19 protein-coding genes, 1 tRNA gene and 1 pseudogene are annotated in these 23,605 nt (G+C 71.3%); 18 read left to right on the forward strand and 3 right to left on the reverse strand.

The features are described 5' to 3' along the window. The first annotated feature begins 20 nt into the window (after positions 1–20). From OG589_RS01855 to OG589_RS01900, 10 genes are all read left to right on the forward strand, one after another. Positions 21–1,943, forward strand: coding sequence for a TIGR03960 family B12-binding radical SAM protein (locus tag OG589_RS01855; protein WP_405145546.1), 1,923 nt, complete (start codon positions 21–23; stop codon positions 1,941–1,943). 216 nt (positions 1,944–2,159) lie between these two features. Continuing rightward, a complete protein-coding gene (locus tag OG589_RS01860) occupies positions 2,160–2,915 on the forward strand; it encodes a TIGR03936 family radical SAM-associated protein (protein ID WP_405145548.1) in 756 nt (251 codons plus the stop codon). Positions 2,916–3,019: 104 nt separating this feature from the next. Beyond that, on the forward strand, positions 3,020–5,851 hold the full coding sequence (locus tag OG589_RS01865; protein ID WP_405145550.1) for an Rne/Rng family ribonuclease: 2,832 nt from the start codon (positions 3,020–3,022) through the stop codon (positions 5,849–5,851). 188 nt (positions 5,852–6,039) lie between these two features. Then, entirely contained in the window at positions 6,040–6,354 is a 315-nt protein-coding gene (rplU, locus tag OG589_RS01870) for a 50S ribosomal protein L21 (RefSeq protein WP_344939118.1), read from the forward strand. A 12-nt stretch (positions 6,355–6,366) separates the two neighbouring features. Then, positions 6,367–6,624 (forward strand): 50S ribosomal protein L27, encoded by a 258-nt coding sequence (rpmA, locus tag OG589_RS01875; protein ID WP_114032604.1) that lies wholly within the window; start codon positions 6,367–6,369, stop codon positions 6,622–6,624. Between the two features lie 189 nt (positions 6,625–6,813). After that, positions 6,814–8,163: a GTPase ObgE gene (obgE, locus tag OG589_RS01880; RefSeq protein WP_405145552.1), complete on the forward strand. Its 1,350-nt coding sequence runs from the start codon at positions 6,814–6,816 to the stop codon at positions 8,161–8,163. Positions 8,164–8,263: 100 nt separating this feature from the next. After that, on the forward strand, positions 8,264–9,415 hold the full coding sequence (proB, locus tag OG589_RS01885) for a glutamate 5-kinase (protein WP_405145554.1): 1,152 nt from the start codon (positions 8,264–8,266) through the stop codon (positions 9,413–9,415). Then, the gene (locus OG589_RS01890; protein ID WP_405145556.1) at positions 9,408–10,706 is read left to right on the forward strand and encodes a glutamate-5-semialdehyde dehydrogenase; all 1,299 of its coding nucleotides are present in this window, start codon (positions 9,408–9,410) and stop codon (positions 10,704–10,706) included. The genes proB and OG589_RS01890 overlap by 8 nt, the downstream gene beginning before the upstream one ends. Positions 10,707–10,876: 170 nt before the next feature. Continuing rightward, positions 10,877–11,056, forward strand: a complete 180-nt coding sequence (locus tag OG589_RS01895) for a hypothetical protein (protein ID WP_405145558.1) — start codon at positions 10,877–10,879, stop codon at positions 11,054–11,056. 114 nt (positions 11,057–11,170) lie between these two features. Further along, positions 11,171–12,961, forward strand: coding sequence for a protein kinase domain-containing protein (locus OG589_RS01900; RefSeq protein ID WP_405145560.1), 1,791 nt, complete (start codon positions 11,171–11,173; stop codon positions 12,959–12,961). 452 nt (positions 12,962–13,413) lie between these two features. Here OG589_RS01900 and OG589_RS01905 read toward each other — a convergent pair whose 3' ends face one another. Next, on the reverse strand, positions 13,414–14,427 hold the full coding sequence (locus OG589_RS01905) for a M48 family metallopeptidase (protein WP_405145562.1): 1,014 nt from the start codon (positions 14,425–14,427) through the stop codon (positions 13,414–13,416). A gap of 122 nt (positions 14,428–14,549) precedes the next feature. On the opposite strand from OG589_RS01905, the gene nadD reads away from it, so the two are divergent. From nadD to OG589_RS01925, 4 genes are all read left to right on the forward strand, one after another. Next, positions 14,550–15,155, forward strand: coding sequence for a nicotinate-nucleotide adenylyltransferase (gene nadD / locus OG589_RS01910; RefSeq protein ID WP_405145563.1), 606 nt, complete (start codon positions 14,550–14,552; stop codon positions 15,153–15,155). A gap of 189 nt (positions 15,156–15,344) precedes the next feature. Then, positions 15,345–15,752 carry a ribosome silencing factor gene (rsfS, locus tag OG589_RS01915; RefSeq protein WP_405145564.1) on the forward strand — a complete coding sequence of 136 codons (408 nt, stop codon included), beginning with the start codon at positions 15,345–15,347 and terminating at the stop codon, positions 15,750–15,752. Further along, a complete protein-coding gene (locus OG589_RS01920) occupies positions 15,745–16,401 on the forward strand; it encodes a histidine phosphatase family protein (protein ID WP_405145566.1) in 657 nt (218 codons plus the stop codon). The genes rsfS and OG589_RS01920 overlap by 8 nt, the downstream gene beginning before the upstream one ends. 182 nt (positions 16,402–16,583) lie before the next feature. Continuing rightward, a tRNA-Ala gene (locus tag OG589_RS01925) sits at positions 16,584–16,656 on the forward strand. An 83-nt stretch (positions 16,657–16,739) separates the two neighbouring features. Here OG589_RS01925 and OG589_RS01930 read toward each other — a convergent pair. Beyond that, the gene (locus OG589_RS01930) at positions 16,740–17,207 is read right to left on the reverse strand and encodes a MarR family winged helix-turn-helix transcriptional regulator (protein WP_405145568.1); all 468 of its coding nucleotides are present in this window, start codon (positions 17,205–17,207) and stop codon (positions 16,740–16,742) included. A 124-nt stretch (positions 17,208–17,331) separates the two neighbouring features. Here OG589_RS01930 and OG589_RS01935 point away from each other — a divergent pair, with 124 nt between their 5' ends. Both OG589_RS01935 and OG589_RS01940 read left to right on the forward strand, forming a co-directional pair. Further along, a complete protein-coding gene (locus OG589_RS01935; RefSeq protein ID WP_405145570.1) occupies positions 17,332–18,738 on the forward strand; it encodes an MFS transporter in 1,407 nt (468 codons plus the stop codon). A 22-nt stretch (positions 18,739–18,760) separates the two neighbouring features. Continuing rightward, positions 18,761–20,077, forward strand: coding sequence for an FAD-binding protein (locus OG589_RS01940; RefSeq protein WP_405145571.1), 1,317 nt, complete (start codon positions 18,761–18,763; stop codon positions 20,075–20,077). 37 nt (positions 20,078–20,114) lie between these two features. Here OG589_RS01940 and OG589_RS01945 read toward each other — a convergent pair. Further along, a pseudogene (locus tag OG589_RS01945) lies at positions 20,115–20,336 on the reverse strand (oxidoreductase); the annotation flags it as partial. Positions 20,337–20,509: 173 nt separating this feature from the next. Here OG589_RS01945 and OG589_RS01950 point away from each other — a divergent pair. Both OG589_RS01950 and frc read left to right on the forward strand, forming a co-directional pair. Next, positions 20,510–22,213 (forward strand): thiamine pyrophosphate-binding protein, encoded by a 1,704-nt coding sequence (locus tag OG589_RS01950; protein WP_405145573.1) that lies wholly within the window; start codon positions 20,510–20,512, stop codon positions 22,211–22,213. Positions 22,214–22,224: 11 nt separating this feature from the next. Then, positions 22,225–23,451: a formyl-CoA transferase gene (gene frc / locus OG589_RS01955; protein ID WP_405145575.1), complete on the forward strand. Its 1,227-nt coding sequence runs from the start codon at positions 22,225–22,227 to the stop codon at positions 23,449–23,451. The last annotated feature ends 154 nt before the right edge of the window (positions 23,452–23,605 follow it).

The following is a 23,605-nucleotide window of genomic DNA, read 5'->3' on the forward strand; positions in this document are numbered from 1 at the left end:
CAGCAACTACCCTTGGGAGCATGTCTGTCGAGTCGCTGTTTCCCCGGCTGGAACCGCTCCTGCCCAACGTGCAGAAGCCGATCCAGTACGTAGGGGGTGAGCTCAATTCGACCGTCAAGGACTGGGACGAGGCGACGGTCCGCTGGGCGCTCATGTATCCCGACGCCTATGAGGTCGGCCTGCCCAACCAGGGTGTCCAGATCCTCTACGAGATCCTGAACGAGCTGCCCGAGACGCTGGCCGAGCGCACGTACGCGGTCTGGCCCGATCTCGAGGCGCTCATGCGGGAGCACGGCGTGCCGCAGTTCACGGTCGACGCGCACCGGCCGGTGCGGGCGTTCGACGTGCTCGGCGTGTCGTTCTCGACCGAGCTGGGCTACACCAACCTGCTCACCGCCCTCGACCTGGCCGGCATCCCGCTGCACGCGGTCGACCGCGGCGAGGACGACCCGATCGTGCTGGCGGGCGGCCACGCGGCCTTCAACCCCGAGCCGGTCGCCGACTTCCTCGACGCCGCGGTGCTCGGCGACGGCGAGCAGATCGCCATCGCCATCTCCGAGGTGATCCGCGAGTGGAAGGATGAGGGCGGCCCCGGCGGGCGCGACGAGCTTCTCATGCGTCTCGCCTCGACCGGCGGTGTCTACGTCCCGAAGTTCTACGACGTGGAGTACCACCCCGACGGGCGGATCAAGCGGGTCGCTCCGAACAGGTCGGGCGTGCCGTGGCGGGTGCAGAAGCACACGGTCATGGACCTCGACGAGTGGCCCTATCCCAAGAAGCCGCTGGTCCCGCTGGCCGAGACCGTGCACGAGCGCTTCAGCGTCGAGATCTTCCGCGGCTGCACCCGCGGCTGCCGGTTCTGCCAGGCGGGCATGATCACCCGTCCTGTCCGGGAGCGGTCGATCACGACGATCGGCGACATGGTGGAGGCCGGCGTCAAGGAGTCCGGCTTCAACGAGGTCGGCCTGCTGTCGCTGTCCAGCGCCGACCACTCCGAGATCGCGGCGGTCGCCAAGGGCCTGGCCGACCGTTACGAGGGCACCAACACCAGCCTGTCGCTTCCGTCCACCCGGGTCGACGCGTTCAACATCGACCTGGCCAACGAGTTCTCGCGCAACGGCCGTCGGTCGGGCCTGACGTTCGCGCCCGAGGGCGGTTCCGAGCGCATGCGCAAGGTGATCAACAAGATGGTCACCGAGGAAGATCTGATCCGCACCGTCACCACGGCGTACAGCCAGGGCTGGCGGCAGGTGAAGCTCTACTTCATGTGCGGGCTGCCCACCGAGATGGACGAGGACGTGCTCGGCATCGCCGATCTCGCCAAGAAGGTCATCAAGGCGGGCCGCGAGGTCACCGGTTCCCGTGACATCCGCTGCACCGTGTCCATCGGCGGGTTCGTGCCCAAGCCGCACACCCCGTTCCAGTGGGCCGCCCAGTGCGACCACGAGACCGTCGACCGCAGGCTCAAGCAGCTCAGAGACTCCCTCCGCACCGACAAGCAGTACGGCAAGTCCATCGGCTTCCGCTACCACGACGGGCAGCCCTCGATCGTCGAGGGCCTGCTGTCGCGGGGAGACCGCCGGGTCGGCGCCGTGATCAGGGCCGTGTGGGAGGAAGGCGGCCGTTTCGACGGCTGGAGCGAGCACTTCTCCTACGCCCGCTGGATGTCCTGCGCCGAGCGGGCGCTGGCGGACGAGCCGGTCGACGTCGACTGGTACACCACGCGCGAGCGCGAGGAGGTCGAGGTGCTCCCCTGGGACCACCTGGACGCCGGGCTCGACCGCGAGTGGCTCTGGCAGGACTGGCAGGACGCCACCTCCGAGACCGAGGTCGAGGACTGCCGGTGGACTCCCTGCTACGACTGCGGGGTCTGCCCGACCATGGGCACCGAGATCCAGATCGGCCCGACGGGAAGGAAACTCCTCCCTCTGACGGTCGTCTGACCCGCCGGATGGAAGCAAACACCCGTGGTAACCGTTCACGAGGTAGGCCATCCGGTCGCGGTGGTTTAGCCTCTTCCGTACGACGTGAGACCAGGTAGGCCGGAGTGGCCTTTATCCTGGGAAGATGACCAGCGCCTTGACACAGGAAGGATGACTTAGCTGAAGAACCCTGTTCCTGATGGGCCCCCGCCCGCGCCGGTGGTGCAGCGCCTTCGTGTGCGCTATGCCAAGCGTGGCCGCCTGCGGTTCACCAGCCACCGAGACATCTCGCGCGCCATCGAACGAGCGGTGCGCCGGGCCGGCATCCCGGTTGGCTTCAGCGCGGGATTCTCCCCCCATCCGAAGATCTCCTACGCGGGAGCCGCTCCCACCGGAGTGGCCAGCGAGGCCGAATATCTCGAGATCGGTGTCGTCTCGGCGTGCGAGCCCGATCGGCTCCGTGCCGATCTCGACGCGTCGCTGCCACCGGGGCTCGACGTGCTCGACGTCGTCGAGGCGCGTGCCGGAAGCCTGGCCGACAGGCTGGAGTGCTCGGTCTGGGAGGTCCGCCTGCCCGGATCGGAGCCGCGAGAGGCGGAGGCGGCGATCGGCCGTTTTCTGGCCGCCGAGCGCGTAGAGGTCGAGCGCCTGACCAAGAAGGGCCTGCGCCGGTTCGACGCGCGGGAGGCCGTCATCACGTTGACGGCACATGAGGAGACCCAAGGAACAGCGGGCCGGGAGCCGGGCCAGCCATGTGCGATACTTCGTATGGTTGTCCGGCACGTTACGCCCGCCGTTCGACCCGACGACGTGCTCACGGGTCTGCGTCTTGTGGCTGATTTCGCGCCGCCGTCACCCCCCGCGGTGACCAGGCTGGCGCAGGGTCCGCTCGACGCGCACACCGGTGGGACCGCCGACCCGCTCGACCTGGACCGCGACATTCGCGGCGGCGAGCCGGGACCGGCTGTGCAGCACGTCAGTGACCACAAATAGGACTTGGCGCCGGGCCCCCGACAGGTGGCCTGGCGCACAGCGAGAGACGAGAGCTCCCGCGCGGCGCGGAGACGCGCCCGGGAGCCTGACGGGAGAACGCCCGCATGCTCGACAACGAGCCCATCGTCGGAGCCTCCGGCCCTGATGGGGATACAACAGCACAGCAAGCATCGAAGCCGGTCAGGCGTCGCCGCGCGGCGAGCCGTCCGGCGGGCCCGCCGCCCGAGGAGGCCGAGCGCGCCGCGGGCCTGGTGAGCGACCCCGCGGGGACGGTCACGACCGCCGCCGTGGGCGCGACGCCGGTGGCCGAGGCCGCACCGGGTGTCGTGGAAGCCCCGCAAAGCGCCCCGAGCGCTGAGACCGTATCCGCCCCGGAGGCCGAGGCGCCTCCGAAGCGCGCCACCCGGACGCGCCGCGCCGCGGTCAAGGACCCCGACGCGCCGGTCACCCCGCGCCGCTCGCGCACGGCCAAGAAGGACGCCGTCCCGGCCGAGGAGGCCCCCGAGGCGGAGGCCGCCCCGGTGAAGCGCAGGCGCACCAGGAAGGCCGCCGAGGTAGCCGAGGCCGTCGCGGTCACGGAGATCCCCGAGGTCTCCGAGGCCCAGACCGTGCGCCCCGGTGTCGAGAGCCCCGCCGAGGCCGAGGTCGCCGAGGCGATCATCGAGTCGCTGCCCGCCGAGGAGCCGCTGGACGACGAGCCCGCGGGCGAGGACATCGCCGAGGAGGCGCCGTCCCAGACCCCGGTGTTCGCCGACCCGTTCGGCCTGACCGCGATGGCCGACGTGCGCGCGGCCGCGCCCACCGTCACCTTCCAGGCGCCCGCCGCGGTGTTCCAGCCGATCTTCCAGGCGCCCGAGCCCCGCCCGGCCGTACAGCCGGTCGTGCCCCAGCCCCACCCCCAGCAGCAGGCCGAGCCGGCGGACGAGCAGCCCGAAGAGGCCGAGGACACCGCCGAGGCCGCGCAGGACGAGGACGACGACCAGGATGACGCGGGCGGCCGTCGCCGCCGCCGTCGCCGTGGAGGCCGCGGCCGGGGCAAGGCGCGCGAGCTGGACGAGGCCGACGAGACCGAGGACGGCGACGAGGAGCCGCGCGCCGCGGGCGCCGACCAGGACGAGCCGGCCGAGGCCGAGCAGGCGCGGGAGCCCCGCGAGAGCGACCAGGACGACGAGGACGCCGGTTCGTCGCGCCGCCGCCGCCGTCGCCGCCGCAGGGGCGGGGACGACGCCGAGATGCCCGCCGACGACCCGCCCAACACGGTCGTGCGCATCCGCGCGCCCCGGGCCGGGCGCCCGACCTCGGTGGACGAGGTCCAGGGCTTCCGCGGTTCCACGCGTCTGGAGGCCAAGAAGCAGCGCCGCCGCGAGGGCCGCGAGCAGGGCAGGCGCCGGCCCCCGGTGATCACCGAGTCCGAGTTCCTGGCCCGGCGCGAGTCCGTCGAGCGCGTGATGGTGGTCCGCCGCCAGGGCGGCCGCACCCAGATCGCGGTGCTGGAGGACGGCGTGCTCGTCGAGCACTACGTCGACCGCGAGGCCAGCCAGTCGTACGTCGGCAACGTCTATCTGGGCAAGGTCCAGAACGTCCTGCCGTCGATGGAGGCCGCGTTCATCGACGTCGGCAAGGGGCGCAACGCCGTCCTTTACGCCGGCGAGGTCAACTTCGACACCGCCGGGCTCGAAGGGCAGCCCAAGCGCATCGAGGCGGCCCTGAAGTCCGGGCAGTCGGTGCTCGTTCAGGTGACCAAGGACCCCATGGGTCACAAGGGCGCCCGGCTCACGAGCCAGATCAGCCTCCCCGGCCGCTACCTGGTCTACGTGCCCGACGGCTCCATGACCGGCATCAGCCGCAAGCTGCCCGACAAGGAGCGCAGCCGGCTGAAGGCCATCCTCAAGAAGGTCATGCCCGAGAACGCCGGCGTGATCGTCCGCACGGCGGCCGAGGGCGCGTCCGAGGAGGAGCTCAGCCGCGACGTGGCCCGCCTGTCGGCGCAGTGGGAGAACATCCAGCGCAAGGCCAAGGGCGCGAGCCCGCCCGAGCTGCTCTCCTCCGAGCCCGACCTGACCATCCGCGTGGTCCGCGACGTCTTCAACGAGGACTTCTCCTCGCTGGTCGTGGCCGGCGACGAGGCGTGGGGCACGGTCGACGAGTACGTCAGGTACGTCGCGCCGCACCTGGCCGACCGCCTGACCAAGTGGGAGGACGGCGACGTCTTCGCGGCCTACCGCATCGACGAGCAGATCTCCAAGGCGATGGAGCGCAAGGTGTGGCTGCCGAGCGGCGGCTCCCTGGTGATCGACCGCACCGAGGCCATGACCGTCGTCGACGTCAACACCGGCAAGTTCACCGGCCAGGGCGGCAACCTTGAGGAGACCGTCACCAGGAACAACCTGGAGGCGGCGGAGGAGATCGTCCGCCAGCTCCGGCTGCGGGACATCGGCGGCATCATCGTCGTCGACTTCATCGACATGGTGCTGGAGAGCAACCGCGACCTGGTGCTCCGGCGCATGCTGGAGTGCCTGGCCCGCGACCGCACCAAGCACCAGGTGGCGGAGGTCACCTCTCTGGGGCTGGTCCAGATGACCCGCAAGCGGGTCGGCCAGGGCCTCCTGGAGGCGTTCTCGACGCCGTGCGACTGCTGCAACGGGCGCGGGCTGATCGTCTCGACCGAGCCGGTCGAGTCCAAGCCCGAGCCGAGGGGCACGCAGGGCAAGATGGCGGTGGAGAAGGCGGTCGCCGAGAAGCTCGAGAAGGTCGGTGCCGACCGGCTTCTCAAGGACGGCGGCGTCGCGGTCGCGGCGAACGGCGAGGGAGGTCGTGATAGCGTGACGGATGCGCTTGACGGCTCTTCCGAGGAGGACGCGCAAGCCGCACAGCCTTCCGCCCGGGGGCGGCGACGCTCCCGAAAGGCCACCAGACCGGCTGGGCCGGCCGAGTAGGCCGGCAACCCGGCGATCCGTCCGGTTCGACCAGGGCACCCGCAATCCGGTATCCTAGTCAATCGGTGCGTCCGGTGGCGCGCCTAGCTTCGCGCGCCTACCCGGTTCGCCGGTCGTGTGTATCGACGGTAGCTGGATGCAAGAGGCGCAGCGTTCAGCGAGCAATTAGCCAGAAGAAGGGTTCCGCGGTGTACGCGATCGTTCGTTGCGGCGGCAGGCAGCAGAAGGTCTCCGTCGGTGACGTCCTCGAGGTAGACAAGGTCGCCGGTGAGGTCGGCTCCACGGTGTCGCTGGCGCCGGTGCTCGTCGTCAACGACGGCGATGTCACCACAGACGCTGCCACGCTTGGCAAGTTCGAGGTGACCGCCGAGATTCTCGGCGAGACCAAGGGCCCCAAGATTCGTATTCTCAAGTACAAGAACAAGTCTGGTTACAAGAAGCGCCAGGGTCACCGCCAGCGGTACACCCAGGTGAAGGTAACCGGCATCAACCCCGGGAAGTAGTGGTAGCGAACCATGGCACACAAGAAGGGCGCCTCGTCCACCCGGAACGGCCGTGACTCCAACGCCCAGCGGCTTGGTGTCAAGCGTTTCGGTGGCCAGCTCGTGAACGCCGGCGAGATCATCGTCCGCCAGCGCGGCACCCACTTCCACCCGGGTGACAACGTCGGCCGTGGCGGCGACGACACGCTGTTCGCGCTGATCGCGGGCCACGTGCAGTTCGGCAACAAGCGCGGCCGTCGCGCCGTGAGCATCGTCCCGGCCGCGGAGTAGATCCGCCGATCGGGACAGGGGCCGCCGCCCCGCGCGAAGAGCGCGGTGGGCGGAGGCCCGGCCAGAACGTTGATGAGGCGGATCGACCTGTCGATCCGCCTCATCGTCGTGAAGGGGGTACCACCGGCGCGGGGAGCGTGGCGGTGGCACGGCGTGGACCAGATGGACACGCTTGTGAGAGGGAGTAACGTGGCTGAGTTCGTCGACCAGGTGGTCCTGTACATCAAGGCCGGTGACGGGGGAAACGGCTGCGCGTCCATCCACCGTGAGAAGTTCAAGCCGCTCGGCGGCCCCGACGGGGGGAACGGCGGGCGCGGGGGTGACGTCATCCTGGAGGTCGACCCCAACACCTCGACCCTTCTCGAGTACCACCACCGGCCCCACCGCAAGGCCGCCAACGGCAAGCAGGGCACGGGCGCCAACCGCGACGGCGCCTGGGGCGAGGACGTCGTCCTCCCGGTGCCCAACGGCACGGTCGTGAAGCACGCCAAGACCGGCGAGGTGCTGGTCGACCTCATCGGCGCCGGCACGCGGTACGTCGTGGCCCAGGGCGGTCACGGGGGCCTCGGCAACGCCGCGCTCGCCTCGGCCAAGCGTAAGGCCCCCGGGTTCGCGCTGCTCGGTGAGCAGGGCGACGAGCTGGAGGCCGTGCTGGAGCTCAAGACGGTCGCCGACGTGGCGCTCGTGGGCTTCCCTAACGCCGGCAAGTCGTCGCTGATCGCGGCCCTCAGCGCCGCCCGGCCCAAGATCGCCGACTACCCGTTCACCACGCTGGTGCCGAACCTCGGCGTCGTCACGGCGGGGGAGACGGTGTTCACCGTCGCCGACGTGCCCGGGCTGATCCCCGGCGCCTCTGAGGGGCGGGGGCTCGGCCATGAGTTCCTGCGCCACGTGGAGCGCTGCTCGACGATCGTCCACGTCCTCGACTGCGCCACGATCGAGCCGGGACGCGACCCGCTCACCGACTTCCAGGTGATCGAGGCCGAGCTGGCGGCGTACGGCGAGCTGGACGACCGCCCGCGTCTGGCCGTCCTCAACAAGGCCGACGTCCCCGAGGCGCGCGAGCTCGCCGACATGGTGCGCCCGATGCTGGAGGAGAAGGGCCTGACGGTCTTCACGATCTCGGCGGCCACCCACGAGGGGCTGCGCGAGCTGTCGTTCGCCGTGGCCGAGATGGTGTCGGCGGACAGGGCCGCCAAGCCCGTCGAGGAGCCCACCAGGCTGGTCATCCGGCCCAAGCAGCTCGGCGACGCCGGGTTCACGGTCAAGCGGATCAACGACGACACCTTCCAGGTCACCGGCGAGAAGCCCGAGCGCTGGATCAAGCAGACCGACTTCACCAACGACGAGGCCGTCGGCTACCTGGCCGACCGCCTCGAACGGCTGGGCATCGAGAAGGCGCTCAGCGAGGCGGGGGCCAAGGCCGGCGCCGAGGTGGTCATCGGCTCGATGGAGGGCGGCTACATCTTCGACTGGCAGCCGACGCTCGACGCCGAGGCCCACCAGGGCCCGCGCGGCTCGGACAACCGGCTCGGCTAGCCCGGTGACCGGTCAGGGACGTACCAGCGCGGCACGGTGGACGGGTCCGCCGGCCGCGACGATCATGCGGTAGCAGGCAAGCGAGCGAAGGGTGCGCAGCGTGGACAACGCCGGTCGGGAGCGGGTGGCCGCTGCTTCACGCCTGGTCGTGAAGGTGGGGTCGTCGTCGCTGACCACGCCGCAGGGCACCATCGACGTCGACCGGGTGGACGCCTTGGTCGACGTCCTCGCCGCCCGCAGCGGGAACGGCACGCAGATCGTGCTGGTGTCCTCGGGCGCGATCGCGGCCGGTCTCGGGCCGCTCGGCCTGAGCGCCCGGCCGCGTGACCTCGCGACCCAGCAGGCCGCCGCCTCGGTCGGGCAGGGTGTGCTGGTCGCCCGCTACACCTCCTCCTTCGCCAGGTACGGCCTGCGCGTGGGCCAGGTGCTGCTCACCGCGGACGACATGATGCGCCGGTCCCACCACCGCAACGCGCAGCGCACCCTGGCGCGGCTGCTGGAGCTCGGCATCGTCCCCGTGGTGAACGAGAACGACACGGTGGCCACCGACGAGATCCGCTTCGGCGACAACGACCGCCTGGCGGCCCTGGTGGCCCATCTGATCCACGCCGACGCGCTGGTGCTGCTGTCCGACGTGGACGCCCTGTACGACGGCGACCCCCGGCTGGCGGGCGCCCAGCGGATCCCCCAGGTCAACGGGCCGGGGGACCTCGAAGGCGTCGAGCTCGGCAGGTCGGGCCGGGTCGGCACCGGCGGCATGATCACCAAGGTCGAGGCGGCGCGCATCGCCACGGGGGCCGGGGTCCCCGTCGTGCTCACCTCCGCCGCCCGCGCCGCGCAGGCCCTCGCGGGGCGGGACGTCGGCACCTACTTCCAGCCGGACGGCCGCCATCCAGGCACCCGCCTGCTCTGGCTCGCCCACGCGACCACCGGCAGGGGCCGCCTGCACCTGGACGCCGGGGCGGTGGAGGCCGTGGTGATGCGGCGCAAGTCGCTGCTCCCCGCCGGGGTGACGCTCGTGGAGGGCGACTTCGCCGCGGGGGATCCCGTCGACCTTTACAGCCCGCACGGCACGCCCGTGGCCCGGGGTCTGGTGAACTTCGACGCCGCCGAGATCCCCGAGCTGCTCGGCCGTTCCACGCGCGAGCTGGCCGCGAACCTCGGCCCCGAGTACGAGCGAGAGCTGATCCACCGCGACGACATCGTCATACTGGATCCCACCACCGAGAGCAGGAGCGCGAGGCATGTCTGAGGCCGAGGAGTTTCTGAGGGTCGCCCACGCCGCCAGGGAGGCCGCCGCCGAGCTGGCGCCGCTGCCGCGCTCCGCCAAGGACGCCGCGCTGCGCGCCGTCGCCGACGCCCTGGTGTCCCGGGCCAAGGAGATCGTCGAGGCCAACGCCCTGGACGTCGCCGCCGCGCGCGAGAGCGGCACCGCCGAGACGATGATCGACAGGCTCCGGCTGGACGAGAAGCGCGTGGAGGCCATCGCCGGCGCGGTGCGCGAGGTGGCGGAGCTGCCCGACCCGGTCGGCGAGGTCGTCCGGGGGAGCACCCTGCCGAACGGCCTGGAGCTCCGTCAGGTCCGTGTGCCGCTCGGCGTCGTCGGCATCATCTACGAGGGCCGCCCCAACGTCACGGTCGACGCCGCCGCCCTCTGCCTCAAGAGCGGCAACGCCGTGCTGCTGCGCGGGTCCTCCAGCGCCTACCGGTCCAACACCGTCCTGGTGGAGATCATGCAGGACGCGCTCGGCGGCACCGAGGTGCCCTCGGGGGCCGTGCAGCTCGTGCCGGGCATCACGCGTGACTCGGTGAAGCACCTGATGCGGGCCAGGGGGCTGGTCGACGTGCTGATCCCGCGCGGTGGCGCGTCTCTGATCAACTCCGTGGTGGAGGAGTCCACGGTGCCGGTGATCGAGACCGGTGTCGGCAACTGCCACGTGTACGTGGACGCGGACGCCGACCTCGACCTGGCTCTGGAGATCCTCGTCAACGCCAAGACCCAGCGTCCCTCGGTGTGCAACGCGGCCGAGACGTTCCTGGTCCACGCGGCGGTGGCCGACGCCTTCGTGCCCGCCGCGCTGGCCCGGCTGGCCAAGGAGGGCGTGACCGTGCACGGCGACGAGCGCATCGCGTCGTACGGCGCGGGAGGGCACGAGGGCGTCGTGGTGCCCGCCACCGAGGAGGACTTTGGGAACGAGTACCTCTCGCTGGACATCGCCGCCGCCGTGGTCGACTCGCTGGAGGACGCGGTCGCGCACATCAGGCGGTACGGCTCGGGCCACACCGACGCGATCGTGACGCGGTCGCAGGGCGCGGCCAGGCGCTTCGTCGCCAGGGTCGACTCGGCGGCGGTGGCGGTCAACGCCTCGACCAGGTTCACCGACGGCGGGGAGTTCGGCTTCGGGGCCGAGATCGGCATCTCCACCCAGAAGCTGCACGCTCGCGGGCCGATGGGGCTTCCGGAGCTGACCTCCACCAAGTGGGTCTACACCGGCGAGGGCCACCTGCGCACCTCCACGGGCACCGTCATAGCCGGAGGCTAGCCACCCTCTCCCGCCGAGCCCGAAGCGGGCCCCCTCTGGCCCCCTCCGACCCTGGGCGGGCCACGTCCGGCCTGGGGTCTTGTCCGATCGCACGCGTCCCGGTCAACGACTTGGTGTGATCGGAGTGTCGCTCCACGTGAGTGGCGGCCGGGGGCGGTTGACTGTCACCCATGGGGATTGTCTTCGCCTGCGGCTACGCCATCGCGGTGGTGGTCGCGGCCGATCGGCTGATGCTGTGGCTGGAGAGCCGAGGTCATGTGAACTGGCGGCGCACCGGCAGGAAGGCCCTGTCCGCGAGCCCGAGCGCCCGGCTGGACAGCCTCTTCGAGGACTCCTCGCGCTCGCGCTAGCCCTCACGGCCGCTGCGGCTGGGGGTTCGTGTCCTGGTGTGTCCGCTAAAACCCGGTAGTTTCCGGCGCGCCGCCACGGTTAACGGGTGGATCGGCGCTATGGTGGCGTCTCCTATGGGCGGACGGCGAGTGGGCGGGCGAGTCGGCCCGTACACCATGATGGAGCGCCTCGGCCGCGGCGGCATGGGCGAGGTCTACCTCGCCGTCGGCCGGCGCGGGGTGAAGGTCGCCGTCAAGATGCTCCGCGATCCGATCGGGGACGACCCCGAGGCGCGATTACGGCTCGACCGCGAGGTGCAGGCGCTGCGGAGGGTGGAGAGCCCCTACGTCGCCCGCGTCCTCGACGCCGACCTGTCCGGTGACCGGCCCTACCTGGTGATGGAGCACATCGAGGGGGAGACCCTCCTCGACGCGGTGCGGCGGCAGGGGCCCCTGCCCGGGCCCAACCTGATCGACCTCGCCAGGGGACTGGCCACCGCGATCACCATCATCCACGCGGCCGGGGTGATCCACCGCGACGTGAAGCCCGCCAACGTGGTGCTGGGGCCCGACGGCCCGGTCCTGATCGACTTCGGCATCGCCCAGGTGTCCGACGCCACCCGGCTCACGATGACCGGCACGTTCCTCGGCACCCCGGGCTACTCCGCGCCCGAGGTGTTCGCCGAGGAGGTCGTCGGCGAGCCCTCCGACGTCCATTCGTGGGCGGCCACGGTGGCGTTCGCCGCCACCGGGCGCCCGACGTTCGGGAGGGGCAGCGTCGAGGCGCAGATGTACGCCGTCCTGAACGGGCGCGCGGACCTCGCCGGGGTTCCGGGCTCGCTGCTGCCGTTGATCAGGGCGGCGCTCAACAGGGAGCCCGCCAAGCGGCCCACAGCGGCGCTGCTGGCCGACCGGCTGTCCCGCCTCGCCAGGGCCACGGCGCCCGCCGCGCCGCCGGCGGCGCGCGCACGGGGTGACGAGCCCTCGGGCGGCCGGGGCCGTGCCGAGGACGTGCCCGGCGAGGAGGCGTCCGCCGAGCCGGTCAGGACGCGCGCCAGGGAGGCGGCCGAGTCCGCCGCGGAGGCCACGCCCCCGCCCCGGAAGAAGGCTCCCGCAGGACGCTCCGCGCGGCCCGCAGCGACCCCCGAGGAACGCGCACGCGCCCGCCGCGCCAAACCCGAGGGCCCGGAGCGCCGCCCCGGCGCCGACGGCCCTGACCGCCGTGCGAAGGAGGGCGCCCGCTCCGGCGCCGAGGCGGCGCGTACGAAGGCGGACGGCGTGGAGCGCCGGTCGAAGGCGGAGGGCACGGACCGCCGTACGGGCGGCGAGGGCAGGACCCGGCGTGCCGCGACGGACGTGAAGGAGTCGCTGCTCGGCGCCCAGGCCGCGCAGGCGTCCTCACCCCCGGGAAGCGCCGTGCTGATCATGCTGGCCATGGTCGCGGTGCCCTGCGTCGTGGCGTCGGTGATCTGGCCGCTCGCGACGTTCGCGATCACGGCGACCTTCTGCGTGCTGGCCCGCGCGTGGTGGAGCGGGCACTGGCTCGTCAGGAAGCGCAGGTCCACGCGGGTGCGCGGGACGTTGCGGGTGGTGTCGTTCCCGATCGCGCTGGCCGGGTCGGCGCTCAGCGCGGCCGTGTGGCCGGGGGTGCCCGCCGCGGCCGTCGCCGCCTCGGCGTTCTGGGTGGCGGCGGGAGGCGACATGGGCGGCGCGTGGTGGAGCAATCCGGGCCCCATGACGGTCGCCGGGGTGGTCTTCGGCGTCGTGTGCGGCGGCATCGTGGGCCGCGAGGTCGAGCGCATCGGCGTTCACGTGCCCGACCTCCGCAGGGAGGGGCTGCGGGCGCTTTCGGTGCTGGGCGGCTTCGTCGCCCTGTGCGCGGCGGCCGTCCGCGTCCTGGCCTGGGTGCTTCCCCACGCGCTGTGAGGCGCCTGAGGAGGAATCCCCCAGGCACGGCAGGGCCTGGGGGTGGGCGGCCTCGGAAAGGAGCGGGGTGCCGGGGCGAGCCGTCTCGGCGTGCCCGGCCTCCGCGTCCGCGGAGATGGGTGTCCAGGGATATGCGCGTCCGGCGTGATCGGGCGGGCGGCCAGCACAGTGCGCGGGCGAGCCCTCGCGTGCTGTGACCGTCCAGCGTGCCGATCCGCGTAAGTGGTACGCGCCCCCTGGTCGCGCACCGTTGAGTGCACGGTTCGCCCTGGTCGGGGCGGAACGTCGTACGGGGAGGACCGCCTTTCGCGCTCGCCTCACGAGCCGCGTGCGGGGCGGTCTCGTGACGAGCGGATCGGTGAGGTGGCGGTCCGGCCGGGGCCCAGGGCTCGTCGGCCGTGGACCACGGAGTCCGTGCTCAGTCCATGCTCAGTCCGTGCTGGGTCCAGTGCTCAGTCCCTGCGGGCGAACCGGTTGAAGATGCGCTCGCCGGCGTTGACCGCGCCCTCGGCGACGTCGCGGAGCACGCCGATGAACGGGTCCTGGGACTGCGCCCACGACTCGCGGTAGGAGCGCGCGGCGGCCTTGACCTCCTCGGAGAGCTTGGCGTCGGCGTCGTCCTCGCGGCGGGGGTAGTCGCCGGCGAGGATGGACTCGTACTCGCCTTCGCGCCGCCACCGGTCGAGCTCGGCCACCCGCATCACCGCGAAGGGGTGGGTGGTGCCGAGCAGGTTGAGCACCTTGAGCAGGCCGTCGCGCACGTCACCGGCGGTGTCGTACTCGCGGGCCTGGTCGAGGAAGGCCTCGATGTTCATCTCATGGAGGCGGGAGCCCCCGGCGAGCTTCATCAGGGCCCGCATGGCGGCATCGGGGTCCTGGCCGCAGAGCAGGCCGCCCCGGTCGGCGGAGAGCTCGGCCTTGCGGTGCCACTCCTCCAGCGCCGTGACGATGATCCGCAGCCCGATGTAGCCGAGCGGGATCCACGCCACGCGGGTGGCGAGCCGCGTGAGGATCGCGAGCATCGTGCCGTAGACGGCGTGCCCGGACAGGATGTGGGAGGTCTCGTGCCCGACGACGAAGCGCAGCTCCTCCTCGTCCATCAGGTCGAGCAGGCCGGTGTTGATCACGATGAAGGGATCGTCGAAGCCGATGGCCATGGCGTTCGGCTGAGGGTCCTGCTGGACGTAGATCTCCGGGATGCGGTGGAGATCGAGGAGGTACGCGCTGTCGCGGCCCATGTCGTACAGGGCCCGGAACTGGGTCTCGCTCGCGCGCACGGAGGAGGCGAGGAACATCAGCCGCAGGCGGCGCTCGCTGAACAGGCCGGACGTGCGCTTGAGCACCGAGTCGAAGCCCGACAGGGAGCGCATCGCGACCAGGGCCGAGCGGTCGGCTGGATGCTCGTAGGCCCGGGAGCTGATGCCGGGCAGCTGTACACGGTTGCGATCCGGGGTGGTGGTGGTCATGGTCGGCATGCTACGTCGGGGCGGATGCCCGCGCGCGGCACAAGCGCCCGTTTCCTGGGGTTCGAGCGCTGGCAGGGGGGTGGTCCCCCGGCGCCGCGGCGCCGCACGTTAGGGTCCCTCGCATGAGGAATGGGGCCCCCACCAGGCGGCTTGGCATCATGGGCGGGACCTTCGACCCGATCCACCACGGCCACCTCGTGGCGGCCAGCGAGGTCGCCCACCACTTCGACCTGGACGAGGTGGTGTTCGTCCCGACGGGACAGCCGTGGCAGAAGGCGGACAAGAACGTCTCCGCCGTGGAGGACCGCTACCTGATGACGGTCATCGCCACCGCGTCCAACCCGAGGTTCTCGGTGAGCCGGGTCGACGTCGACCGCCCGGGGCCGACGTTCACGATCGACACGCTGCGCGAGATCGCCGCGATGTACGAGCCCGACGTGGAGCTGTACTTCATCACCGGCGCCGACGCCCTCGCCCAGATCCTCAGCTGGCGTGACGTCGACGAACTTTTCACCATGGCGCATTTCGTAGGCTGTACTCGTCCCGGTCATGTGCTGCACGACCCGGGGCTCCCGGAGGGGAAGGTCAGCCTCATAGAGATTCCGGCGCTCGCGATCTCGTCGTCGGAGTGCCGGCAGCGCGTGGCCGCCGGGGAGCCGATCTGGTATCTCGTGCCCGACGGGATCGTTCAGTACATCAACAAGCGGGGCCTCTACCAGGCATCCTGAGAGTGGCGGCCGCCACCCGCCCGGGGAGAACGGCCGCTCGCCGCCTTCACGGGGATGGTCGACGGCCAAGCCCTGACCGTTCTAGCGCGGAAATCATATTTGCCTGCCGGGCGAACCGGGCAGGACAATCGCTAGATTCGTTGGAAACGCTGAGTCTTCGTACGCCGCACAGGAGGAACAACCCACATCGTGACCGCATCGGAAAGATCGCTCCAGCTCGTCCGGCTCGCCGCCGAGGCCGCGGCCGAGAAGCTGGCGGATGACATCATCGCCTATGACGTGAGCGAGCAGCTCGTCATCACGGACGCCTTCCTGCTCTGCTCCGCCTCCAACGACCGCCAGGTGCGCGCCATCGTCGACGAGATCGAGGAGCGCCTGCGGATCGATGCCCACGCCAAGCCGGTCCGCCGCGAGGGGGAGCGCGAGGGCCGCTGGGTGCTGCTCGACTTCCTGGACATCGTGGTCCACGTCCAGCACGAGGAGGACCGCACCTTCTACGCCCTGGAGCGCCTGTGGAAGGACTGCCCCGCGATCTCGCTCCCGGACAGCGTCACGCAGGTCCGGGCCCAGCGGGGCAACGGGACGGCAGGTGAGTGAGGGGAAGCCCGGTGGCCGTCGCGTCGTGTTCTGGCGCCACGGCCAGACGCTGTGGAACGTCGAGCAGCGGTTCCAGGGCCACACCGACATCCCGCTCGACGAGACGGGCGTCGCCCAGGCCGGCCGGGCCGCCTCGCTGCTGGCGTCCCTGCGCCCCTCGATGATCGTTTCCTCCCACCTGCGGCGCGCCCAGGACACGGCCGCCGCGCTCGGGGGCGTCGTGGGGCTCGACGTCATGGTCGACAAGGACCTGCGCGAGCGCGGGGGAGGCGAGTGGGAGGGCCTGACCCGCGCCGAGATCGCCGCCGGCTGGCCGGTGCAGTACGCCGAGTGGGAGGCACCGGGCGGCGAGGCCGTGACCGACGTCGCCGACCGCGTGGCCGCCGCCACCCGCCGCTGGGTCGCCCGGCTGGAGGACAAGGGGCTCCTCGTGATCGCCTCGCACGGCGCGGCGATCCGGCTGGGTGTGGCACGCCTGCTCGGCCTTCCCGAGGAGCTGTGGCCGGCCCTCGGGGGCCTCGGCAACTGCTCCTGGTCGGTCCTGCAGGAGGGCCGCAAGGGCTGGCGCCTCCTGGAGCACAACGCGGGCACGCTTCCCGAGCCCGTGAACAGCGACGACCGGCCCGAATCCGCCTCCGCGGCGACCTAGACGGGCCTTCGTACGGCTTGCGCCGGGCGCGCGGGGGCGCGACCCGTGCCATGGCGCGAGCCGGCACGATCGGCGCTGATCAAGAGACCCGATGGGGTCGCTCAGGTGTCGATTAGGTCAACGGCCGGGTGTCGCTATATGCTCTCCGAGCGCCGTGACGGGAAGACCCGGAGCGGTGACCAGGGGCTATGGCGCAGCTGGTAGCGCGCCTCCATGGCATGGAGGAGGTCTGGGGTTCGAATCCCCATAGCTCCACCCCTTTTGGGTGGATATCGCGACCCTGTCCCGCTTCTCGCGGGGCAGGGTTTTCTCATTTCCGCCCCGCTGACCCCCGGTGGTCAGGCGTCCGTGGCCAGGTGCGCCTCGTCGTCGGCGACGACCACCCGGCGGAGCAGGTCGACCAAAGTCCGGCGCTCCTCCTCTGACAGCACGTGAAGGTACTCATCCTGGGACCGCCGCGCGATCTCGCGCAGCCGGTCGAGCAGGTCCAGCCCCGGGGGAGTGAGGGCGACGCGCTGCCGCCGGCGGTCGTCGGGGTCGCGCTCCCGCTGGACGTACCCGCGCTTCTCGATGTCGTCGAGATAGCCCACCAGGTGGCTCCGGTTGAGCCCGAGGGAGTCGGCCAGCCTGTGCTGGGCGAGCGGCCCGTAGTCGGCCAGCGCCGCGAGCACGGCGAAATGGGGCAGCCGCAGCCCGTGCTCGCCGAGCGCCGCGGCCAGCCGGCGGTGACCGATGCGGGAGACGTGACCCGCCAGGTACGACGGCAGGACCAGCAGGGTCGGGGGCCGGGTCGCTCGATCTTCCACGTGGACGAGTGTACCCATCGACGTAATAGTGTCGGCATGTAATGATGTCGCTGTGCAACTATCCGGCTCGGGTGCATTGCCCGGGCCGTGCTCCTTTGCGGCCCCCAATCACGAAGGACCGTCCATGACCTCTTCCGTCCCGCAGCGCGATGTCGCGGGTCCCGTCGTGCGGCGCGGCGTCGCGGGCCCGTTCGCCGCGCTGCTGTCCGCCGTGCTCTCGTTCTCACTCATGCAGACGATGGTCGTGCCCGCCCTGCCCGACCTGCGGAGCGAGTTCGGCACGACCACCACCGCCATCTCGTGGGTGCTGAGCGCGTTCCTGCTCACCTCCTCGGTCGGGACGGTCCTGATCGGCCGGCTCGGCGACATGTTCGGCAAGCGGCGGCTCCTGCTCCTCAGCCTGGCCGTGCTCGCGGCCGGCACCCTGCTGGCCGCCCTGTCGGGCACCATCGGAACGCTGATCGCCGCCCGTGCCGTCCAGGGGCTGGGCGCGGCGACCTTCCCGCTCGCCTTCGGGCTCGTGCGGGAGGTGTTCCCGCGCGACCGCGTGCCGGTCGCGATCGGCGTGATCAGCGCGATGTTCGGCATCGGTTTCGGGGTCGGCCTGGTGGTCCCTGGGCCGATCGTCGACACGCTGGGATGGCAGTGGATCTTCTGGCTCTCGCTCGTGATGATCCTCCTCGCCATCGCCCTGGTGTGGGTCTTCGTGCGGGAGTCGCCCGTGCTGTCACCCGGCCGCGTCGACTGGATCGGGGCCGTGCTGCTCAGCGCCGGGCTGGTCGCGCTCCTGCTGGCGATCAGCGAGGGCCGGAGCCTGGGCTGGGGCTCGGCGCCCATCATCGGGCTGTTCGCCGCCGCGGCGGTCCTGCTGGTCGTGTTCGTGGTCGCGGAATCGCGCATCGCGCAGCCGATGATCAACATCGGCATGTTGCGGCTCCGGGCGGTCGCCACCGCGAACGTCGCCGCGTTGATCATCGGCTTCGGCATGTACGGGGCTTTCACCCTGGTGCCCCTGTACGTGGAGACCCCCTCAGAGGTGGGGTACGGCTTCGGCGCGTCGGTCACCGAGGCGGGGCTGTTCATGGTGCCCATGGCGGTGACCATGCTGTTCGCCGGCCCGCTGGCGGGCAGGCTCGGGGCGCGGGCGGGCTTCAGGCTCACGCTCGCGCTGGCGTGCGTGGTGGGCGCGGCGGGCTTCGCGCTGTTCGCCCTCGCCCACGACGTGGCCGGGGCGATCTACGCGGGCGCGGCCGTGCTCGGCGTCGGCATCGGCTTCGCCTTCTCCTCCCTGGCCAACCTCGTCGTGGCCGCGGTCGAGCCTCGGCAGACCGGCGAGGCGACCGGCATCAACACGATCATGCGGACCGTCGGCGGCGCCATCGGAGCGCAGATCGCCGCGACCGTCGTCGCCTCCGACCACCTCCCGGGCACCTCCACCCCGGCCGAGTCCGGCTACACCGCCGCGTTCGTCATGTCGGCGATCGCCATGGGCCTGGCCACGCTCGTGGCACTCGCGGCGCCGAGGACCTAGCCGTGCCCTTAGGGTGCAAGCAGTGGCCGGAACCGGTCACTTCACGCTGAAACAGGGGATCTCGCAGTTGACCCAGCGGCCGAAGAACTGGGCAGGGAACGTCGCCTTCCAGGCGGAGCGTGTCGACCGGCCCTCCTCCCTCCAGCAGTTACAGAGCCTGATCGCGCGGAGCGCCAAGGTGCGCGTCCTCGGCAGCGGGCACTCGTTCAACCACATCGCGGACTCGCCCGGCGCCCTGGTCTCGCTCGACGGCCTGCCGCAGGGCGTGGAGCTCGACGGCGACTCCGCCAGGGTCAAGGTCACCGCCAGCGTCCGGTACGCCGAGCTTGGCCGCCGGTTGCACGACAAGGGGTACGCGGTGCCCAACCTGGCGTCCCTGCCGCACATCTCGGTCGCCGGCTCGTGCGCCACGGCGACCCACGGCTCGGGCGACGCCAACGGCAACCTCGCGACGTCCGTGTCCGAGGTCGAGATGGTCACCGCCGACGGTGAGGTGGTGGTCCTCGGCCGCGACCGGGACGGAGACCGGTTCGACGGGGCCGTCGTCGCGCTCGGGGCCCTCGGAGCCGTCGTCAGCCTGACGCTGGACGTCGTGCCGGCGTTCGACGTGCGGCAGTACGTCTACGAGGGGCTCCCGGTCGAGGTTCTGGACGACCACTTCGCCGGCATCGTCTCCAGCGCCTACAGCGTGAGCCTGTTCACCGACTGGCGGACCTCGCGGATCAACCAGGTCTGGGTGAAGCAGCGCCTCGACGAGTCCGGCGGCTCCCCGGCCGGGCCGGATCTGTTCGGGGCCACGGCGGCGGACGGCCCCCGCCATCCCGTCCCCGGGGTGTCCGCCGTTCACTGCACCCGGCAGATGGGTGTCCCCGGTCCCTGGTTCGAGCGCCTGCCGCACTTCCGGCCCGACTTCACGCCGAGCAGCGGGGAGGAGCTGCAGTCGGAGTACATGGTGCCCAGGCGGCACGCCGTCGAGGCCCTGCACGCGCTGGAGGGCCTGCGCGACCGCATCGCCCCGGTCCTGCAGATCTCCGAGATCCGGACGGTCGCCTCGGACGGGCTGTGGCTGAGCCCCTGCTACGGCCGGGACACCGTGGCCTTCCACTTCACCTGGATCAAGGACTCCGCCGCGGTGCTTCCCGTCCTCGGCCTGATCGAGGAGCGGCTCGCGCCCTTCGAGGCCAGGCCCCACTGGGGCAAGCTGTTCACCGTGCCGCCCGAGGTCCTGCGCTCCCGGTACGAGCGGCTGCCGGACTTCCGCGATCTCGCGCGGCGGTACGACCCGTCGGCCAAGTTCGCCAACGAGTTCGTCGCCACGTACGTGCTCGACGACGCCTGAGCGATCTCTAGGTCGACGGGACAAGGTTGCGCCGTACACCCTCGGCCATGGCCTCGCTGAAGGCGGCGCACCGGCCGGACGCCGAGCCGTCGGGCTCGCCGATCGAGAACCGCGTGCCCTCCAGGTGGCGCACCACCCCGGGCGCCTCGATCTCGGTGGCCGCGTAGATCACACACCCGATCGCGCGCTCCAGCGGCAGCGCCTCGGTGACGCGCCCGCCAGGGTCCACGCTCTCGATGCGATGGCCCTCGTACGAGCCGGGCAGCCGGGTTGTATTCGGTATACAGTATAGAGAAAGCCTGGTCAATAGACCCGTGGCGCCTCGGCGCGGTCATGGGCGCCGGTCGCGAATGGGTCTGGACAACACACGATCGCCAGGATGACGATTACACTCATACGGTATGCAGTATGCACTTTGAGAGGGCGGCCCCGATGTCCGAGTCAGCGACCCAGCCCGCCCTACCTGCCCCGGAGCGCATTTCGGGCGGTCACCTGGTGGCCAAGGCCCTGAAGGCGGAGGGCGTGGATGTGATCTTCACGCTCTGCGGCGGCCACATCATCGACATCTACGACGGCTGCGTCGACGAGGGCATCGACGTGATCGACGTGCGCCACGAGCAGGTCGCCGCGCACGCCGCCGACGGCTACGCGCGGATCACCGGCAAGCCCGGCTGCGCGGTCGTGACGGCGGGCCCGGGCACCACCGACGCGGTCACCGGGGTCGCCAACGCCTTCAGGGCCGAGAGCCCCATGCTCCTCATCGGCGGCCAGGGAGCGCTGAGCCAGCACAAGATGGGCTCACTACAGGACCTGCCGCACGTCGACATGATGACGCCGATCACCAAGTTCGCGGCCACGGTGCCCTCCACCGAGCGGGTGGCCGACATCGTCTCCATGGCCTTCCGCGAGTGCTACAACGGCGCCCCCGGCCCGTCGTTCCTGGAGATCCCGCGCGACGTGCTCGACGCCACGGTGCCGCTGGAGAAGGCCCGCATCCCGAAGGCGGGGCACTACCGCGCCTCCACCCGGCAGGCCGGCGACCCCGCCGCGATCGAGCGGCTCGGCGACCTCATCGCGCACGCCGAGAAGCCGTGCGTCCTGCTGGGCAGCCAGGTCTGGACCTGCAGGGGCACCGCCGACGCCGTCGACTTCGTCCGCGCCCTGAACGTGCCGGCGTACATGAACGGCGCCGGCCGGGGCACGCTGCCGCCCGGCGACCCCCACCACTACCAGCTCTCGCGGCGGTACGCGTTCACCAACGCCGACCTGATCATCATCGTCGGCACGCCGTTCGACTTCCGCATGGGGTACGGCAAGCGACTGTCGCCCGAGGCGACCGTCGTGCAGATCGACCTCGACTACCGCACCGTGGGCAAGAACCGCGACATCGACCTCGGCATCGTCGGCGACGCCGGGCTCGTGCTCTCGGCCGCCGCGGCCGCGGCCACCGGCAGGGAGGACAACGGCAGCGCCCGCCGCAAGAGGTGGATGGAGGAGCTGCGCGAGGTCGAGACCAAGGCGTACGAGAAGCGGCTGCCGCGTCGGCTCTCGGACTCGGCGCCCATCGACCCCTACCGGCTCGTGCACGAGATCAACGAGTTCCTCACCGAGGACACCATCTACATCGGCGACGGCGGCGACATCGTCACCTTCTCCGGCCAGGTGGTGCAGCCGAAGTCGCCGGGCCACTGGATGGACCCCGGGCCGCTCGGCACGCTCGGCGTCGGCGTCGCCTTCGCGATGGCGGCGAAGTACGCCGAGCCGGGCAAGGACGTGGTCTGCCTGTTCGGCGACGGCGCCTTCAGCCTCACCGGCTGGGACTTCGAGACGATGGTCCGCTTCGGCCTGCCGTTCATCGGGGTCATCGGCAACAACTCCTCCATGAACCAGATCCGCTACGGCCAGGCCGCCAAGTACGGCGAGGCCAGGGGCAGGATCGGCAACACCCTCGGCGACGTCAGGTACGACGAGTTCGCCCGCATGCTCGGCGGCTACGGCGAGGAGGTCCGCGACCCGTCCGGCATCCGTCCCGCGCTGGAGCGCGCCCGCGAGTCGGGCAGGCCATCGCTGATCAACGTATGGATCGACCCGGACGTCTACGCCCCGGGGACCATGAACCAGACGATGTACAAGTAGGGAAGCACGCGATGAGCAGAGCACTCGAAGGTGTCCGGGTCCTCGACATGACCCACGTGCAGTCGGGCCCTTCCTGCACCCAGATCCTCGGCTGGCTCGGGGCCGACGTCGTCAAGCTGGAGTCGCCCACCGGCGACATCACCCGCCGGCAGCTGCGCGACCTGCCGGGCGTGGACAGCCTGTACTTCACGATGCTCAACTGCAACAAGAAGAGCATCACGCTCAACATGAAGAGCGAGCGGGGCAAGGAGATCTTCACCGAGCTGGTCCGCGACGCCGACGTCCTGGTGGAGAACTTCGGGCCAGGAGCCGTGGACCGCATGGGCTTCACCTGGGAGCGCCTCCGGGAGCTCAACCCCCGCCTGGTCTACGCGTCGATCAAGGGGTTCGGCCCCGGCAGGTACGCCGACTTCAAGGCCTACGAGGTGGTCGCCCAGGCGATGGGCGGCTCCATGAGCACCACCGGCTTCGAGGACGGCCCGCCGCTCGCGACCGGAGCCCAGATCGGCGACTCGGGCACCGGCGTCCACACCGTGGCGGGCATCCTCGCCGCCCTCTACCAGCGCGAGCACACCGGCAGGGGGCAGCGGGTGCAGGTGGCCATGCAGCACGCCGTGCTGAACCTGTGCCGGGTCAAGCTGCGCGACCAGCAGCGGCTCGCGCACGGCTCGCTCGCGGAGTACCCCAACCGGACCTTCGGCGAGGAGGTCCCCCGGTCGGGCAACGCCTCGGGAGGCGGCCAGCCGGGGTGGGCGGTCAAGTGCGCCCCCGGCGGCCCGAACGACTACATCTACCTGATCGTGCAGCCGCCGGGCTGGCGGCCGATCGCCCGGATCATCGGCAGGCCCGAGCTGGCCGAAGACCCAGAGTGGGCGACCCCGGAGGCCCGCCTGCCCAAGCTGGACAAGATGTTCCAGCTCATCGAGGAGTGGACGAGCCTGCACGGCAAGTGGGCGGTGCTCGACGCGCTCAACGCCGAGAACATCCCCTGCGGCCCGATCCTGTCGACCCTGGAGCTCATCCAGGACGACACGCTCAGGGACCAGGGCGTGATCGTCGATGTGGAGCATCCAGAGCGCGGCACCTTCACGACGGTCGGCAGCCCCATCCAGCTCTCCGACTCCCCGGTCGCGGTCACCACCCCGCCCCTGCTGGGCGAGCACAACGACGAGATCTACGCGGGTCTCGGCCTGTCCGCGGGCGACCTGGCGGAGCTGCGCCGGAACGGAGTGGTCTGACGGGCATCCGGCGGTGACGGGGTCCGGGAGGTACTGGAGAAGGCCCGCGCGGAGGGCCGCACGGCGCTGACGGCCCCCGAGAGCAGGAAGATCTGCCACGCGTACGGCATCGCCACTCCGGCTACTGGTTCAGACGTACGGCGACGCGTCGAGC

The sequence above is a fragment of the Sphaerisporangium sp. NBC_01403 genome, assembly GCF_045040145.1.
GTDB classification, from domain to species: domain Bacteria; phylum Actinomycetota; class Actinomycetes; order Streptosporangiales; family Streptosporangiaceae; genus Sphaerisporangium; species Sphaerisporangium viridialbum.

Bases quoted from the DNA above. Each gene is read 5' to 3' on its own strand.
- OG589_RS01855 (WP_405145546.1), top strand. From the start codon at position 21: ATGTCTGTCGAGTCGCTGTTTCCCCGGCTGGAACCGCTCCTGCCCAAC.
- OG589_RS01865 (WP_405145550.1), top strand. From the start codon at position 3,020: ATGCTCGACAACGAGCCCATCGTCGGAGCCTCCGGCCCTGATGGGGAT.
- rpmA (WP_114032604.1), top strand. From the start codon at position 6,367: ATGGCACACAAGAAGGGCGCCTCGTCCACCCGGAACGGCCGTGACTCC.
- OG589_RS01890 (WP_405145556.1), top strand. From the start codon at position 9,408: ATGTCTGAGGCCGAGGAGTTTCTGAGGGTCGCCCACGCCGCCAGGGAG.
- OG589_RS01895 (WP_405145558.1), top strand. From the start codon at position 10,877: ATGGGGATTGTCTTCGCCTGCGGCTACGCCATCGCGGTGGTGGTCGCG.
- OG589_RS01900 (WP_405145560.1), top strand. From the start codon at position 11,171: ATGGGCGGACGGCGAGTGGGCGGGCGAGTCGGCCCGTACACCATGATG.
- OG589_RS01905 (WP_405145562.1), bottom strand. From the start codon at position 14,427: ATGACCACCACCACCCCGGATCGCAACCGTGTACAGCTGCCCGGCATC.
- nadD (WP_405145563.1), top strand. From the start codon at position 14,550: ATGAGGAATGGGGCCCCCACCAGGCGGCTTGGCATCATGGGCGGGACC.
- OG589_RS01935 (WP_405145570.1), top strand. From the start codon at position 17,332: ATGACCTCTTCCGTCCCGCAGCGCGATGTCGCGGGTCCCGTCGTGCGG.
- OG589_RS01950 (WP_405145573.1), top strand. From the start codon at position 20,510: ATGTCCGAGTCAGCGACCCAGCCCGCCCTACCTGCCCCGGAGCGCATT.
- frc (WP_405145575.1), top strand. From the start codon at position 22,225: ATGAGCAGAGCACTCGAAGGTGTCCGGGTCCTCGACATGACCCACGTG.